Source organism: Mesorhizobium sp. Root102 (assembly GCF_001425625.1).
GTDB lineage: Bacteria > Pseudomonadota > Alphaproteobacteria > Rhizobiales > Rhizobiaceae > Mesorhizobium.
Genome location: NZ_LMCP01000027.1, coordinates 20,812 through 35,868, shown reverse-complemented (window position 1 = coordinate 35,868; position 15,057 = coordinate 20,812). Strand labels below are relative to the sequence as shown.

Sequence of the window (15,057 nt, the reverse complement as noted above, 5' to 3'; positions counted from 1 at the left end):
CTCACGCCTTACGAGTTCATATGCAAATCATGGACAAATGACCCGCAACGGTTCACCCTAAACCCGATCCAGCAAATGCCGGGACTGAACACTTAGAGCGACGGAGCAGTTGTCCGCCTTAAGTTCGGACCGTTTCACTCCACTGGAGCAGGGCGAACATGGTCGGCTCCCAGTGCCGCGGCGACCGATTCCGCGACGGCCCTGCGTGTGACCTGAGACGGTGAAGTTGACAACGACAGTCTTCAACAGCATCATCGCTATCGATTTACATCATTGATATTGTTGACATAATTCTGTGCACAAGCGTGGCGACGGCGGTCGCGAACAACAATAAGCAGAACGGCAATGAAGCCACTTGCGAGGAGCAGCCAATCCTGCGCTACGCCGAGCGCGATGGCGGCGCTTCCGCCGATCAGCGACCAGACGAAGGGGATGACTAGCAGCCAGCTGGGCAGGCGCTGCGTCGTCAGCAGGAGCATGCCGAAAGTGAACATCGTCACCGGACACGGCGTCACGCCGAACATCGGCATCTCGGGATAAGCGTGCCCCGTCGCCATGCCGATCAACGGATAGAGGACGGCCGTGTAAAACAGGAAAGCGGCGCCCACCCACGCGGCCAGTCCTGACTGAAGGCCGAAGCGGAGCCAGTCGTGCTGCATCCCAGCATGGGACAGGAGCCCCCCTTGAAACAGGAACAGGGCACCGAAGAGATAAGCAGCCGTGTTGATCGGCGCGAAGAACAGCCCCTGATAGACTATCCCAGTCCAAACCTACATCGCCGCGAGAACGCCCGCGATGATCCGGTCAGAGGGACGGCCATGTCGAAACAACAGGGCTACGACGACGACGATGCCTAACAGATAGGTCACGATCTGCAGCGGCCAGATCGCATCATTGTAGGTGACGAAGACGCCAAGGAATTGCTCGCGCGTGAATGGCAGCATCAGCCACGGTTCCCAGCTTCCAAACGTACAAGATCATCGCTGTTGCCCTCGCGCTTTGATCTGGCGCAACCAACGGCGTTCGGTTCGCTGTCAAGCGTCGAGGCCACACGCCACAGGAAGGCAATGATTCAGATCAAAGCCAGGCGGGGCCCGGTTGTAATATGCAGCCATCATGTCTGAGGTTCATCAAGGCCGTCGTCGGCTCTTGGCCGCGCTCACCGTCGGAGGAGGGCTTGTCGCAGTTGGCGGCGGACCCGCGCTTGTCACGAACGCCCGAGGGCTTTCCGGTTATGAGGGCGCTATCATCGCCACGTGGCGCCATAGCGACAGCACCGATCTGCCACTGTCATCGGCCCGACGAGAACTTGTCCGTTACGCCACCCTGGCGGCAAACAGCCACAACACTCAGCCCTGGCAATTCCGGCTCTCGGACCGCTCCGTCCTTGTGCTGTCCGATCCAGGGCGCCGCTTGCCCGCCGTCGATCCCGATGAGCATCACGTGTTCGCCAGCCTCGGCTGTGCCGCCGAGAATATGGTTCAAGCGGCTCGCGCGTTCGGACTTCGGGCGGCTCCGAGCTACGACCCAGCTGCGCGCGGAATACGGGTCGACCTGGAGGCCGCGCCGCCCGAACGGACGGACCTGTTCGACGCTATCCCGTATCGCCAATCGACACGCGCTCTCTATGATGGGCGGTCTGTCCCGCCCGAGCATCTGCGGCTTCTGGAAACTGCCGGGAACGGCGACGGCGTGCGGATGCTGCTTTTCACCGAGCGGCAGCAACGTGAAGACATCCTCTCCTATCTCGTCGCAGGCAACAGCGCGCAGATGGACGATGTCGCGTTCGTAGAGGAATTGGAATCGTGGATACGATTTAGCTATGGCGAAGCCCTTTCGACGCGAGACGGCTTGTTTTCGAAATCCTCCGGCAGTCCAGTCCTACCAGGTTGGATCGGCCGCTTGGTATTCAGCCAAGTGTTCACCAGGGACGCCGAAAACAGGAAATACGAGAGCCAGCTCAGGAGTTCGGCCGGAGTTGCCGTGTTCGTCTCCGACAAGAATGAACCGGCCTATTGGGCCGAAGCCGGCCGTTCCTGCCAGCGCTTCGCCCTCCAGGCGACAGCTCTCCAACTCCGGCATGCTTTCATCAATCAACCGGTCGAGGTTCCCGCCGTGCGAGGCCAATTCGCAACTTATCTGGGCATCGGTGGCCGTCGACCGGATCTCGTGATGAGGTTCGGCTATGGTCCCGAGTTGCCCAAATCGCTCCGTCGCCCCGTGGAGCACGTCATTCTTGGGGCGTAGGTTCGGCATGCGCTTCACGAGCTGTCTGGCATCGCGTGAAGAAAAGCAGCGCGTGACGCCTGCCGATCCTTTCATGGTTGCGATGGGACTAGGTGAATGAAAGACCCTTACGAGACGCTCGGCGTAACCCGCACCGCCTCCGACAAGGAGATCAAGGAGGCGTTCAAGAAACTGGCGCGCAAGTTCCACCCCGACCTACATCCGGACGACAAGGCAGCGGAAGGGAAGTTCAAGGACATTTCCGCTGCCAACGATCTGCTCAAGGACAAGGAGAAGCGGCGGCGCTTCGACGCCGGCGAGATAGACGCCGCCGGAGCGGAGCGGCCACGGGAGCGGTTCTATCGCGACTTCGCCGACGGCGGTGTCAACGCCTCGCACGCAGCTAACGAAGGATTCGCCAGCAACGAAGATCTGGAAGAATTCCTTAGGCGGGCGTTTGCAGGCGGCGGTCAGCGGCGGCACGAGACTTTTCAGGCGCGCGGCCAGGATGTGAGCTACGTGCTGCCGGTGGAATTCATGGAAGCGGTCAATGGCGCCCAGCGCACGATCACGCTGCCTGATGGCAAGACGCTACAGGTGACGATCCCCGAAGGAGCCGAGGACCGGCAAATGCTGCGACTGAAGGGCCAAGGCATGGCCGGATTCGGCGGCGGAATGGCGGGAGACGCTTACGTTGAACTGCATGTCGAGCCGCATCCGTTCTTCCATCGCAAGGACGACAACATTCATGTCGAGGTTCCCGTTACCCTGAAGGAGGCGATGCTGGGCGCACGCATCGAGGTTCCGACCATAAGCGGTCCCGTTACGATGACCATCCCGAAGGGGTCGAACACCGGCCAGACGCTGCGACTGCGCGACAAGGGCGTTCGGAACCGCAAGACCAGACAACGCGGACACCAGCTGATCACCCTGAAAGCTGTTCTGCCTTCGGCCGAAGAGCACGAACTTGTCGCGTTCCTTGAGAACTGGCAGCCGAAACATCCTGATCACCCACGCAAGGAGATGCTGGCATGATAGGCGTCGATGACCTTGTTGAGCGGATAGCCGCGCTGCAGCGGAGCGATCTTGAAGCCTGGATCCGGGACGAGCTTGTCGTGCCGCGGCAGGACGCGGAAACTCTGCTCTTCACCGATATGGAATTCGCACGCGTCCGTCTGATCTGCACGCTTCGCTATGAATTGGAAATCGACACTGACACGCTGCCGGTCGTATTGTCGCTGATCGATCAGCTCCACGAAACGCGGCAGCGCCTGCTATCGCTGAGCGCGGCCGTGACGGCGCAGGACAAGTCCGTTCAGGCCGCAATCATCGCTGCGATGGAGCGGGACAGCGGCAGCCCCGCGCCCGGCAGCGAGGAGACATGATCGTGCACACAGTCCCCAACGTATCGGAAGCGAGCCGGGCCATATCGACCCGGCTCAACCGAAACTGCTTTTGCATCACCCTCGACCGAACTGCACTTTAAGCTGCGCTTGATCAGGAGGTCGGCGCCCCCCGGCTTCTGCGAAGCGTTCCTGAAGTCGCGGCCAAATCTGTTCTCGAATGTTCCGGTCTTCCTCGCCGCGTCCGTCCTTGGGGAGATGGGCGGAATCGTCGATGCCATCGAGTGTGCGACGAAATTGTCAGCCTACCGCGGTGTCCCGAGCATGGGAAATGTCGTCTGACAAATTCCTAATCTGCAGGGCTATCCAACAGGGGAACCAGCCCAGCCTTCTTTGATCGTCGTCAACATGGCACTGAAGCGCGATTGATACGCATCAAAGCCGACTGAACGCTACGCCTGTTAGCTATGACGCATCATAGTTCGGAGACGGTCATGGCTCACAAACAGGTATTGTTTCGTTCCGCTGCGCGCGAAAAGATTCTTCGTGGCGCAACCCAGCTCGCCGACGCCGTGCGCGTGACGCTCGGGCCGCGCTCGAAATCGGTTTTGATCGAAAAGAAGTGGGGCGCCCCCATCGTCTGCAATGACGGGGTGACCATCGCCAAGGAATTCGACCTGAAGGATCCCGAGGAGAACCTTGGCGCGCGGATGCTCAGGCAGGCGGCTGAGAAGACCGGGGACATGGTCGGTGACGGCACCAGCACGTCGACCATTCTGGCCCATGCGATGTTCGCCGACGGGGTACGCAACGTCGTCGCCGGCGCGAGCGCGATCGACATCAAGAAGGGTCTCGATCGTGCAACAAAACGCGCGATCGAAACACTCAAGCAGATATCTCGGCCGGTCTCGACCCGTCGCGAGAAGGAACAGGTGGCAACGATCTCCGCGCACAACGATCCTGTCATCGGTCAGTTGGTCGGCGAGGCAATGGAGAAGGTCGGTGGCGAAGGCGTCATCACGGTCGAAGAGTCGAAGACCACGGAAACCGTTCTGGACGTCGTCGAGGGCATGCAGTTCGATCGCGGATTCCTGTCACCGTATTTCGTGACCGATGCGGAGAAGATGGAAGCGGTCCTGGAAGACGCGCTGGTGCTGATCGTGGAGAAGAAGATTGCTTCGCTGAACGATCTTATCAAGCTGCTGGAGGCGGTGGCGAAGTCCGGTTCACCATTGCTGGTGATTGCCGAGGAAGTCGAAGGCGAGGCTCTTGCGACGCTTATCGTCAACCAGATCCGGGGTACCTTCAAGAATTGTGGCGTCAAGGCGCCCGGCTTCGGCGACCGCCGCAAGGCCATGCTGCAGGACATCGCAATTCTGACCGGCGGACAGGTCATCTCCGAGGACCTCGGGCTCAAACTGGAGAATGTCACGATGGAGCAGCTGGGGCGGGCCAAGCGCGTGGTCATCGACAAGGACAATACGACGATCATCGGCGGCAGCGGCGACCCGAAGGCAATCAAGGGCCGTGTCGAACAAATCCGGCGCGAGATCGACAATACGACGAGCGACTATGATCGCGAAAAGCTGCAGGAGCGGCTGGCCAAGCTTGCGGGCGGGGTCGCCGTCATCAAGGTCGGCGCGCCGACCGAGGCCGAAATGAAGTCAAAAAAGGAAGCACTCGACGACGCCATCAGCGCCACCAAGGCCGCGGTCGCCGAGGGCATCGTGCCAGGTGGCGGACTTGCCCTGCTGCGCTGCATCGCGACCGTGGCTGACGAGGAGCAACATTGCGAAGGCGATGAGCGGACCGGCGTGCAGATACTCAAGCGCGCGCTTGAAGCGCCAGTCCGGCAGATTGCTGAGAATTCTGCGGTCGACGGTGGCGTTGTCATTGCCAAGATGCTCGAGGGCACCGGCAATTTCGGCTTCGATGCGGGACGCAAAGAGTACGTTGACCTCGTCGAGGCCGGCATTATCGATCCGACCAAAGTGGTGCGCATCGCCCTGGAAAACGCCGTCTCGGTCGCGAGCGTTCTGCTCTTGACCGAAGCCACCATGACCGAAATTCCGGAACAGGCGAAAGAACGCGCGCTCGAACCAGAGATGACTATGTAGCACCACGCGAAGCGTCGTTGCTAAGGTGGAAATAGACAACTCGATGATGATTTCGGCGCAGCAGTGCCGCGCTGCCCGCATTCTCATTCAAGTCGATTGTTCTCTCTTGGCTACAGCGTCCGGCGTCTCGCCAGCCGGCGATGACGATGTGCCCTGACGGATTTGCTTTGATGCGCATCAAGGCGCGAGATCGGACCTCCGGTGATCCTGCAATAAATCTCATCGGAGGCACGAAAATGATCTTCAACACCATCATGGTTCAACTCGATGTCGATTCTCCGGCAGCGCCGCGAACGACCTATGCGCTGGAGTTGGCGCGGCGCTTCGAAGCTACGCTGATCGGTTTTGCCGCCGCCGATTCATATGTGTTTGTTCCGGGCGACGATGGCGGCATGGCGGCGGCGGAAATCATGCGTCAACGCCGGACCGAGATCGAGGATCGCCTGAAGAGCCTGAAGGAAGAATTCCTGAGCCTTGTCGGAGACGACGCCTCCTGGCGCGAGGAGATCGGCGATCCAACACGTCTGCTCGCGATGCATGCCCGCGCAGCAGACCTGATCGTGACCGGAACGCCGGCCTCGGGAGTTGCCGGTGATCACCACCGGGCAGTCGATATAGGGACGTTAGTGCTGTCGGCTGGACGGCCCGTGCTAATTGGGGCCGACCAACTTACTCCGCCCGACCCCAAGAAAGTTCTGGTGGCGTGGAAGGATACTCGCGAGGCTCGGCGCGCAGTCATCGACGCACTGCCCTTTCTTACTGACGCACAAGATGTGCTCGTGGCGACGATCGAGGAACAGAACCAGAGGGATGCGCGCGAAAGTGTCAGCGACGTCGTCCGGTTCCTGATGAGGCATGGCGTCAAGGCGAGATCGGAGGTTCTAGGCGCCGGTCATGGGGACGTTTGCGAAACCATCACCGAACTCGCCCGTGTTCTGGGTGCTGAACTTGTGGTCGCTGGCGGCTACGGTCATAGCCGGGTCCGTGAATGGGCCTTCGGAGGCATGACCCGCTCCCTGCTCAAGACAGGCTCAGTCAATCGGCTGTTCTCGAACTGACGATATCGCCGAATGTAGGCGTCGCCTGAGTGGCGGCCGCCTTCCGCGAGGCAATATAGGGATGCGACGGAGGTATGAAGATGAAGGAACTGCCGCTTGCCGAGGTCTATCGGCTGATAGAGCCTGGTCCGGTCGTTTTGCTGACAACCCGTGCCAGAGGTCGGGCCAATGTCATGACCATGTCGTGGCACATGATGGTGGAGTTCACGCCGCCGACAATTGCCTGTGTCGTATCGAACGGCGACTTCTCGTTTGCCGCGTTGCGCGACACGAAGGAGTGCGTGATCGCGATTCCGGCCGTAGGGCTGGCAGAAAAAATCGTGGAGATAGGCAACTGCTCAGGTCGAGACAGAGACAAGTTCGCGACGACCTGGCTCACGCCGCTGCCTGCCGAGCATGTCGCGGCACCCTTGGTCGCTGAATGCTTTGCCAATCTGGAATGCCGCGTCGTCGATACCCGCTTGGTCAACAAATACAATCTCTTCGTTCTGGAGGTTGTGAAGGCGTGGGTTGATCCGGGGCAGCCAAAGCCCAAAACCATCCACCATGTTGGAATGGGAGCCTTCGTGGTGGACGGCGAGATCATCCATTTCGAGTCAAGCATGCCTTGAAGTCGGCCGCTTGATCGGCGTCAAGGAACGCTATGCCTTGCGTGGTCTAGTCTCAGTTCATCGAATCAATACAAAAGAAGAGCGCCACCGATGAGCTACAAATCCATCCTGCTGAATGTGGACATAGACGGTCCGATCGGGCCGATCACCAGGATCGCCATCGATCTTGCCAAGCGTTGCGAGGCTCGGCTGATTGGCTTCTGCGCAGCTGATGCACCCCTGCCGGTCACGATGGCACCTGAAGGTGCCGCGATAGCCGCGGAGGTCTGGCAGCAATTGAAGGATGACATCCAAAAACGGTTCAAGGACCTCCACGCCGAGTTCGATAGTCTGGTTGCTGGTTCGGTGGCGACGGAATGGCGCAATACGCTCGACAACCCCGACCACGCCTTGGTCACGACAGCAAGGATCGCCGACCTTATCATCACTGGCGCCTCTGAAGGGGCTTCCACCGGCGATTCCTATCGGACCGTCGATCCCGGCAGCCTCGTGCTGCGCGCCGGCAGGCCGCTGCTGATCGCGTCAGGCGGCGCGGAGCATGCGCCGACAGGCAGGATCGTCGTCGCCTGGAAGGATACGCGCGAAGCGAGGCGCGCGGTGGCTGACGCCGTGCCGCTGATGGCAATGGCAAACGAGGTAATCGTGGTCATGGTCGCTTCCGAGCCCGACGACAGGATCAGTGCCGGCATCGAGGATGTTGCGACCTTCCTGGCCACGCATGGCATCACGGCTCGCACCGAAGTCCTGAAAGCCGATGACGAGAGCAACAGGCTGATAGACTTCCTGAGCTCCGCCAACGCCGACCTTATTGTATCGGGCGCCTACGGGCACAGTCGGATCAGGGAATGGGTATTCGGCGGCGTTACCCGCTCGCTGCTAGATGACGTCCGGATCTGCCGCTTCATGTCAAGCTGATCGTCCGCCACCCGCGACCCATGGCGTGTTCCCGGCGATGGGCCTTGGCTTGGCATGCCAGGAGGGATAGCTATGCCATATGCGACCGAGAAAGACCTTCCACCGTCCGTCAGGGCGCATTTGCCCCTGCATGCCCAGGAGATCTTTCGCGCTGCCTTCAACAGCGCCTGGGACGAATATGCCGACCAAGGCGAAAGGCGTGAAGAAACAGCCCACCGTGTCGCTTGGGCTGCCGTGAAGCGCCTCTATCGAAAGCAAGGCAGACAATGGGTACCCATTTGAGCCCTGGCAATTTGATCGAAATCAAAACCATCCCAGCCGTGTTCGTTCATATGATTTGAAATCAGGCACTTTATTAATGCGGGTTCAATGACGGACATCGTCGCGAGGCTTCTCACTGCGTGCAACGCTGAAAAGAACAAGGGAGCGGATTTTCCAACGATCTGGAAAAACATCCTGAAGGTGCATCCTTACGTCGCGGGATCGCCGATCCAGGATAGCGGCGAGAATGGTCCCATATTGAAAATTCCCCTGATCACCGGTCAGGTTCTCGTCTTTCTCGGCTCGAACTTCTCTCTCCTCTAGCAGCAGCTTCCGCGTGTCGGTGATCCGGCCGTGCCCTTGACGGATGCCGATCAAGGTCGTGGCATGCGGTCTCTGGCTGTGGCAGCCTGTCCGTCAAGATCAGCGAAGCCTGGTCCATAGTCCGGGCGGGGCTCAAGCCGCCGCCAATGTGTTCTCGATGGCTTCGACGGGGTGTTTCGCGAGATCCTTGGTCAGCTCGCCCACCAACTTTGCTTTCAGCGAAGCCTGGAAGTGCTTGCGCAGCTCGCCCAGCGTGCGCGGATCGGCGATCACCACCACATGCGTGAACGCTTCGGTCAGCGCTTCGCGATTGAGATAGGCAGCCACGGCGGCGGCAAAATCGTCCTCCCGCAGGCGGGAGTCGTCGGGATTGGCCGTGGAACTGTGATGCCGTCCGCCCGAGCCCGTGTTAGCCGAGTGCAGCACCGGTTCGGGCAATTCTACCAGATCGATCCGGGGTTCGGGGCTCTTGTTGCGGAAGAGACGCAGCTTCGCGCCGTCGGTGACCGCGACGATAGTGCCATTAGCCAGAATCATTTCGTTTCTCCTTTGACATGGTTTGATCGAGGTCCAACGCACTCCCTCGCCATCATTGGCAACGATCATCGTCGCCTCGTGGACTAGAAGAGAGCGCCCTCTTCCTCCGAGCGTACTTCTCTTGACCGAATTCACACTGCGCGCTGCATTGGCGCGGCGGCAACTCACGGAAGCCGCCGCGCCGAGCTTGTCGGCCCCATCAGATTATGGAAATCCGATCTTCCACCATCCGGACGCCCGGTGACGACCATGCGGCACGTTCCGCCGCCTGACGCTCGGACCAGGCCTTGACCTTGCCCTCGAGCGTTACCCTTCCGTCCGAGACGTGGACCCGGATCGCCTGTGCTTCGGTTTCCGCGTCACGTTTCAGCGCATCCTCGATGCGCTTCTTGACGTCGGGCACCGAGGCACGTGGGGTGATTTCGATCTGGTTGGCAACGCCGACAACGCCTGCCAGGCCGCGCACGGCCTCGGCCGCAGCATTCTTCTGGTACTGCCATTCGAGTTTCCCCGTCAGCGTGATCCATCCATCCTGTACCTTGACCTGCACCTTGTCCCTCGGGATGGAGACGTTCCAGGTGACAGCATCGACCGCACGCTTGGCGATCTCGTCGTCCGCGGTTCCCTTCTGTCCAATCAGCCGGACTTCGATTTCCTCGGCGATGCCCTTCACGCCCTTGACCCGCTTGACCACATTTTCGGCGGTGGTCTTTTCCCAATAGGAAGAGACATGCCCGGTCAGGGTGACGATGCCGTCTTCCACGGCGACGCCGATGTGGGCAGCGTCGATGCTCGGCTCGAATTCCAACTCATCGAGAATGTTCTGACGCAACGTTATATCCGTCATGGTCTGTCTCCTGTTTGTTGAGCGGACTTCTCGCCCGCAGCGGCAACAAAAAACATCCTTTGCGCCTCTGGTCATTGATCCGGCTCAATGCCCGGGTCAGAGAGTCAGCTGGTTGGACGATTGGCGCGAACATCATGAGGTCGCGGAAGTGCCTACAAGCCAATGGTGTCGCATGCTGTCCAAGGTTTCGGCGATGTCATCGGCCCCGATCTTGACGAGGTCGGTGTGACCAAAACCCAGGGAATAGTCGAGCACAGAGATGATCGTGGGCCGTACCCTGAACAGCTTCACGGGTGCGGCTTCACTAGGCTGGATAGCCGAAATCTGCGGGAAGCGCTGGACCATCATGCGTCCGATTTCTGTGAGTTCGGAAGGCAAGACGACCTCCCTCGCGGTCGCCGCCATCGATAACCCATTGATCTCCAGCCAGTTCTCATAGGGTGCGGTCATGGCGACCGAAACGCGCGGGTCGCGAGAAATATTCATCGCCTTTTGCGAGCCGGCTCCGCAGCCGAAATAGAGCAGCAGACCGTCATGGACGAACGAGACCACCGTCGCCTGTGGCGAGCCATCGGAGCGGGTCGTTGCAATCGTCATGTCCATGCAACGGGCCAGGATGTCGATCATCTTCTGCTGAAGCTTGTGTTTCATGACACTCTCCTCGTTTGTTCAAAGGGGGCCAGCATCTCCGCCCGCGTCGCCTTCACGCCGCCGAGACCAGCTCGGCGGTTCGCTGCAACGGCGCGAAGTCGTCAGGCGTCAACGTCTCTTTCTCGAGCAACAACTTGGCGCCGGCGCGCAGGTCGGTGACCCTCGCCCGGAGCACGTCCTTGGCACTGGCAAAGGCCTCCTCGATCATGCCGCGCACCGCCAAGTCGACTTCCCGCGCCGTGGCCTCCGAATAGTCTTTCTTGTTTGGCATGCCAGGGCCGTCACCCAGCCATTGCAGGCGCTGCTCTTCGAGAACGGCCTGACCCACCGTCGGATCCATTCCGAAGCGGGTGACACATTGACGGGCAACATCGGTGACCTTGGCGAGGTCGTCGGCCGCCCCGGTTGAGACTTCGCCGAATATGATTTCCTCGGCCGCGCGGCCGCCCATCAGGACGACCATTCGGTCCTTCAGCTCACTGACGGTGATCAGGAACCGGTCCTCCGTCGGGCGCTGCATGGTGAAACCGAGAGCACCGATCGAGCGCGGGATGATGGATACCTTGTGCACCGGATCGGCGCTTTGCGTCGCGACCGCGACCAAGGCATGCCCCATTTCGTGAAAGGCGACACGCTCACGCTCCTGGGGTTTCAGCAATCGGCTTTTGCGTTCCGAGCCTGCTACGATGCGCTCGACCGCATTGGTGAAGTCATCCATCGTCACCTTGTCGGCGCCACGCCGCGTGGCGATGATGGCCGCCTCGTTGACGAGATTGGCAAGATCAGCGCCGGTGAAACCGGGCGTTATCGCGGCGATCTCATCCGTGCCGACGCCAGGCGCGGTCGAGACGTTCTTGATGTGGACCTTGACGATGGCCTCCCTGCCCTTGCGGTCGGGCCGGTCCAGAACGACCTGCCGGTCGAAGCGCCCAGCGCGCAGCAGAGCCGGGTCCAGGATTTCGGGCCGATTGGTGGCGGCAAGCAGCACGATACCAACACGTGGATCGAAACCGTCGAGTTCCGAGAGCAGTTGGTTCAATGTCTGCTCTTTTTCATCACCGCCGCCGTAGCCTGCGAACGGGCTGCGGGCGCGGCCGAGTGCATCGAGTTCATCGATGAAGATGATGCAAGGCGCGGCCTGCCGGGCCTGCTCGAACAGGTCACGCACACGGGCCGCACCCACACCGACGAACATCTCGACGAATTCCGAGCCTGAGATGGAAAAGAAGGGCACCCCTGCTTCACCGGCGACGGCGCGCGCCATCAATGTCTTGCCGGTTCCAGGCGGCCCGACCAGCAGGATGCCTTTGGGGATACGCGCGCCGAGGCGACCGTACTTGTCCTTGTCCTTGAGGAAGGAAACGATTTCCTGCAGTTCGGCCTTGGCTTCGTCGACGCCCGCCACGTCTCCGAAAGTCACACCTGTCTTGCGCTCCAGATAGACCTTAGCCTTCGACTTGCCGATATTAATCAGGCCGCCCATGCCTTGCCTGTCGGCGAACCCGCGGAAAAAGAACGTCCAGAGGCCGACGAAGATCAGCGCGGGCAATATCCAGGAAAGAATTGTCGTCAGCCAGTTGCTGTCGGACGCCCCAGTGATCTTGACGCCGGCCTTCTCGAAAACCGCAACTGCCGCAGGGTCGACGCGATTGGCAAGAAACGCCGTCTTGCCATCCTGCGGCTCCTTGAACGAGCCCTCGATCATGGTCTCGGTCAGCGTGACGGACGCCACCTTGCCCTCTTCGGTGAGACGGATCACGTCACTGTAGGAGAGCTGGGCAGTGTCGCGATAAGCGAACCAGACCTGAAACAGTCCAATGATCAGGACAGCAACGATGACGTAGCCTATGTTGAAGGTGTGTTTGCGATCCATGACATCCAGCCGGAAATTGCATTCATTGGCAGAATGTCACGATCAGCGGGCGCGTCCTTGACACGCATCAAAGTGCGGATCGCTGCTGGCCACCATTGTACCGGCGATGATGGGATACCGGCAAATTGCAGACTTGGCGGCGAAGGTGCGCTTTCTCAGCGATCCGGCGGCATACGGGAGCGGAACGACACATGTGGATGTCCGCGAGACGCACATGTCCTGGGTCTTCCTCACGGACAAACTGGTTTACAAGCTCAAGAAGCCCGTCAGGCATGCGTTCCTCGACTTCAGCACTATCGGGAAGCGGCACTTCTACTGCGGCGAGGAATTGCGGCTGAACGCTCGCCTTGCCGCCGAAACCTATCGGCGGGTCCTTCCTCTTCGCCGTCACGCATCGGGCCGCTTCTCCCTCGACGGCAGCGGACGTGTGGTCGACTGGCTGGTCGAAATGAAGCGCCTGCCGCCAGGCGACATGCTGGACAAGCGCATCGCTTGCGGTCGCCTGACGGGGGCGGAGATCGACGACGTCGCCAAAACGCTGGCGGCCTTTTATGCGCAACGCCAGGCTGAAATTGACGACGGCGTCGCCTATCTGCGCCACCTGACAGGAGAGCAGCGCATCAACCGCGCCATCCTGCTCCGGCCCGAATTCGCGTTGGTGGAGATCGTGTCCGGCACCTTGGACACGGTGGACGGTCTGCTGCAGCAATTGAGGCCCCGGATCGAAGCGCGCATTCTTCGCGGCGCCATCGTCGAAGGGCATGGCGACCTGCGCCCCGAACACGTCTGCATTGGCCAGCCACCCCAGATCATCGACTGCCTCGAGTTCAACCGGTCGATGCGCATCATCGATCCCTATGACGAGATCAACTATCTCGGCCTGGAATGCGAGATGCTGGGCGCGCCATGGATCCGGCCGCTGCTGGTCAAGGCGCTGATGTGCCGGCTGCCGGACCGCCCAGATGCCGAGTTGCTGGCGCTCTATGGCGGTTTCCGGGCATTGCTGAAGGCCCGTCTCGGGGTCGCGCATCTCCTCGAGACACCTATTCGTCATCCGGAAAAATGGCGCCCGCAGGCGATCCGCTACATCAGGCAGGCGGAGCGCGAGATTTTCAGTCGTCGATCCCGATCAGGTCGGAAATCGACCCCTGTGTGTGGAGACGCCTGATCGCCTTGCCGATCAGGTGACCGATCGGCAGAATGTCCAGGGGCGCTTGCGGGTAACGGGCTTTGGCGACTGCCGCCGAGTCCACGCTGTCAGTGACGATGATGCGGTCTATCGCCTGGCTGCCGAACAGCATGCTGGCACCCTTGCCAAACAATCCATGCGTGGCGATCGCATGAACGGTCCGGGCGCCACGTTCACGACAGGCAAGTGCTGCACGCAACAAGGTGCCACCCGTGCTGATCAGGTCATCGACAATGAAAACGGCATTGTCGGCGACATCGCCTGCAAACAGTTCGCCGGAAACCACGTTTCGGCTGCGGCGCTTTTCCATGAAGCCGAAGCCGATTTGCGTCCGGGTTTCCGCCTCCAGCGTCTCCTTGAGCAATTGCGCGCGCTTTACGCCGCCGCTGTCGGGTGAGAAAATGGTGATCGGCAGATCGCCGGCCAATTTGGCTATCAGCGGGGCAAACAGCTTCCGCGTATCGAGATGGATGCTTTCGCACCGGAAGGCGTTCTGGAAAGCCGCGAAATTATGGACGTCGAGCGTCACAATCCGATTGATACCCATAGCCTCGAAGAGTTGCGCGACATAGCGCGTCGTGACAGGGTCATGTGCCTTGGTCTGCCGGTCCTTGCGCGCATACGCGAGATAAGGAACGATCGCTGTTACTCGCGCGGCGCCGTTCTCCTTACAAGTCGCCAGGAAAAATAGAAGCTTGCATAGCTTGTCGTTGGCGGACACGCCGCTACTTCCGCCAAGGCTGTGCAGCACATAGACATCCCTGCCGCGCACGCTGACCAATGGGCGCGCCTTATGCTCGCCGTCCTCGAAATCTCTCTCTTCATGCGGATCGAGTTCGATCGAAAGCGCCCGCGCCGCGGCCGCGCCGAGTTGTTCCGAGCCTTTGAGTGCGAAGAAACGCATGTTTTCTTCTATCCGGTTTCGAGCACTGATGGATTGATGCGCGTCAAGGATGCGGACTGTCGGACGGCATAGGAAAACCAATCGATAATCTTCAACGCCTGCGCTGGGGAAAGCCATGCTGGAGCCGCTCCAAACCACGCCGCCAAACCCAGGCGTCAAGCCAATGACGACATTGGCGACGAAACCACTCCTCGAAAACAT

The 15,057-nt window shown here is 60.4% G+C and carries 15 protein-coding genes and 1 pseudogene; 10 read left to right on the top strand and 6 right to left on the bottom strand.

Annotation, left to right across the window (positions count from 1 at the left end; all coding sequences use genetic code 11):
- Window positions 1–257: 257 nt before the first annotated feature.
- Window positions 258–944, bottom strand: a pseudogene (locus ASD12_RS21330) (DUF6064 family protein).
- Window positions 945–1,116: 172 nt separating this feature from the next.
- Between ASD12_RS21330 and ASD12_RS21325 the strand changes: the two are divergent.
- From ASD12_RS21325 to ASD12_RS21285, 9 genes are all read left to right on the top strand, one after another.
- On the top strand, window positions 1,117–2,247 hold the full coding sequence (locus ASD12_RS21325) for a hypothetical protein (RefSeq protein ID WP_056590653.1): 1,131 nt from the start codon (window positions 1,117–1,119) through the stop codon (window positions 2,245–2,247).
- Window positions 2,248–2,343: 96 nt separating this feature from the next.
- Window positions 2,344–3,261: a J domain-containing protein gene (locus ASD12_RS21320; RefSeq protein WP_056590650.1), complete on the top strand. Its 918-nt coding sequence runs from the start codon at window positions 2,344–2,346 to the stop codon at window positions 3,259–3,261.
- The gene (locus ASD12_RS21315; protein ID WP_056590647.1) at window positions 3,258–3,611 is read left to right on the top strand and encodes a chaperone modulator CbpM; all 354 of its coding nucleotides are present in this window, start codon (window positions 3,258–3,260) and stop codon (window positions 3,609–3,611) included. Before ASD12_RS21320 ends, ASD12_RS21315 begins: the two co-directional genes overlap by 4 nt.
- A gap of 452 nt (window positions 3,612–4,063) precedes the next feature.
- Window positions 4,064–5,686 carry a chaperonin GroEL gene (gene groL / locus ASD12_RS21310; protein WP_056590644.1) on the top strand — a complete coding sequence of 541 codons (1,623 nt, stop codon included), beginning with the start codon at window positions 4,064–4,066 and terminating at the stop codon, window positions 5,684–5,686.
- A gap of 170 nt (window positions 5,687–5,856) precedes the next feature.
- A complete protein-coding gene (locus ASD12_RS21305; RefSeq protein WP_244482928.1) occupies window positions 5,857–6,744 on the top strand; it encodes a universal stress protein in 888 nt (295 codons plus the stop codon).
- Window positions 6,745–6,824: 80 nt separating this feature from the next.
- Complete coding sequence (locus ASD12_RS21300; protein WP_056590663.1) at window positions 6,825–7,355, top strand: flavin reductase family protein; 531 nt, start codon at window positions 6,825–6,827, stop codon at window positions 7,353–7,355.
- A gap of 90 nt (window positions 7,356–7,445) precedes the next feature.
- A complete protein-coding gene (locus ASD12_RS21295) occupies window positions 7,446–8,270 on the top strand; it encodes a universal stress protein (protein WP_056590638.1) in 825 nt (274 codons plus the stop codon).
- Between the two features lie 72 nt (window positions 8,271–8,342).
- Window positions 8,343–8,552: a ChaB family protein gene (locus tag ASD12_RS21290; protein WP_056590636.1), complete on the top strand. Its 210-nt coding sequence runs from the start codon at window positions 8,343–8,345 to the stop codon at window positions 8,550–8,552.
- Window positions 8,553–8,639: 87 nt separating this feature from the next.
- A complete protein-coding gene (locus tag ASD12_RS21285) occupies window positions 8,640–8,855 on the top strand; it encodes a hypothetical protein (RefSeq protein WP_056590632.1) in 216 nt (71 codons plus the stop codon).
- Between the two features lie 132 nt (window positions 8,856–8,987).
- Here the strand turns inward: ASD12_RS21285 and ASD12_RS21280 are convergent, their stop codons facing one another.
- The 4 genes from ASD12_RS21280 to ftsH form a co-directional block, all read right to left on the bottom strand.
- The gene (locus ASD12_RS21280) at window positions 8,988–9,392 is read right to left on the bottom strand and encodes a host attachment protein (RefSeq protein WP_056590630.1); all 405 of its coding nucleotides are present in this window, start codon (window positions 9,390–9,392) and stop codon (window positions 8,988–8,990) included.
- A 199-nt stretch (window positions 9,393–9,591) separates the two neighbouring features.
- Window positions 9,592–10,239, bottom strand: a complete 648-nt coding sequence (locus ASD12_RS21275) for a BON domain-containing protein (protein WP_056590627.1) — start codon at window positions 10,237–10,239, stop codon at window positions 9,592–9,594.
- A 132-nt stretch (window positions 10,240–10,371) separates the two neighbouring features.
- On the bottom strand, window positions 10,372–10,890 hold the full coding sequence (locus ASD12_RS21270) for a pyridoxamine 5'-phosphate oxidase family protein (RefSeq protein WP_056590624.1): 519 nt from the start codon (window positions 10,888–10,890) through the stop codon (window positions 10,372–10,374).
- A 52-nt stretch (window positions 10,891–10,942) separates the two neighbouring features.
- Window positions 10,943–12,763, bottom strand: a complete 1,821-nt coding sequence (gene ftsH / locus ASD12_RS21265) for an ATP-dependent zinc metalloprotease FtsH (protein ID WP_056590622.1) — start codon at window positions 12,761–12,763, stop codon at window positions 10,943–10,945.
- Between the two features lie 133 nt (window positions 12,764–12,896).
- On the opposite strand from ftsH, the gene ASD12_RS21260 reads away from it, so the two are divergent.
- Entirely contained in the window at window positions 12,897–13,931 is a 1,035-nt protein-coding gene (locus tag ASD12_RS21260; protein WP_056590619.1) for a hypothetical protein, read from the top strand.
- Here ASD12_RS21260 and prs read toward each other — a convergent pair.
- Window positions 13,876–14,856: a ribose-phosphate diphosphokinase gene (gene prs, locus ASD12_RS21255; protein WP_056590616.1), complete on the bottom strand. Its 981-nt coding sequence runs from the start codon at window positions 14,854–14,856 to the stop codon at window positions 13,876–13,878. The two genes, ASD12_RS21260 and prs, sit on opposite strands and share 56 nt — an antisense overlap.
- Window positions 14,857–15,057: the final 201 nt, after the last annotated feature.

Excerpts from the sequence above, each read along its gene's own strand:
- ASD12_RS21325 (WP_056590653.1), top strand. The coding sequence starts at position 1,117 with ATGTCTGAGGTTCATCAAGGCCGTCGTCGGCTCTTGGCCGCGCTCACC.
- ASD12_RS21320 (WP_056590650.1), top strand. The coding sequence starts at position 2,344 with ATGAAAGACCCTTACGAGACGCTCGGCGTAACCCGCACCGCCTCCGAC.
- ASD12_RS21315 (WP_056590647.1), top strand. The coding sequence starts at position 3,258 with ATGATAGGCGTCGATGACCTTGTTGAGCGGATAGCCGCGCTGCAGCGG.
- groL (WP_056590644.1), top strand. The coding sequence starts at position 4,064 with ATGGCTCACAAACAGGTATTGTTTCGTTCCGCTGCGCGCGAAAAGATT.
- ASD12_RS21305 (WP_244482928.1), top strand. The coding sequence starts at position 5,857 with ATGCGCATCAAGGCGCGAGATCGGACCTCCGGTGATCCTGCAATAAAT.
- ASD12_RS21300 (WP_056590663.1), top strand. The coding sequence starts at position 6,825 with ATGAAGGAACTGCCGCTTGCCGAGGTCTATCGGCTGATAGAGCCTGGT.
- ASD12_RS21295 (WP_056590638.1), top strand. The coding sequence starts at position 7,446 with ATGAGCTACAAATCCATCCTGCTGAATGTGGACATAGACGGTCCGATC.
- ASD12_RS21290 (WP_056590636.1), top strand. The coding sequence starts at position 8,343 with ATGCCATATGCGACCGAGAAAGACCTTCCACCGTCCGTCAGGGCGCAT.
- ASD12_RS21285 (WP_056590632.1), top strand. The coding sequence starts at position 8,640 with ATGACGGACATCGTCGCGAGGCTTCTCACTGCGTGCAACGCTGAAAAG.
- ASD12_RS21280 (WP_056590630.1), bottom strand. The coding sequence starts at position 9,392 with ATGATTCTGGCTAATGGCACTATCGTCGCGGTCACCGACGGCGCGAAG.
- ASD12_RS21275 (WP_056590627.1), bottom strand. The coding sequence starts at position 10,239 with ATGACGGATATAACGTTGCGTCAGAACATTCTCGATGAGTTGGAATTC.
- ASD12_RS21270 (WP_056590624.1), bottom strand. The coding sequence starts at position 10,890 with ATGAAACACAAGCTTCAGCAGAAGATGATCGACATCCTGGCCCGTTGC.
- ftsH (WP_056590622.1), bottom strand. The coding sequence starts at position 12,763 with ATGGATCGCAAACACACCTTCAACATAGGCTACGTCATCGTTGCTGTC.
- prs (WP_056590616.1), bottom strand. The coding sequence starts at position 14,856 with ATGCGTTTCTTCGCACTCAAAGGCTCGGAACAACTCGGCGCGGCCGCG.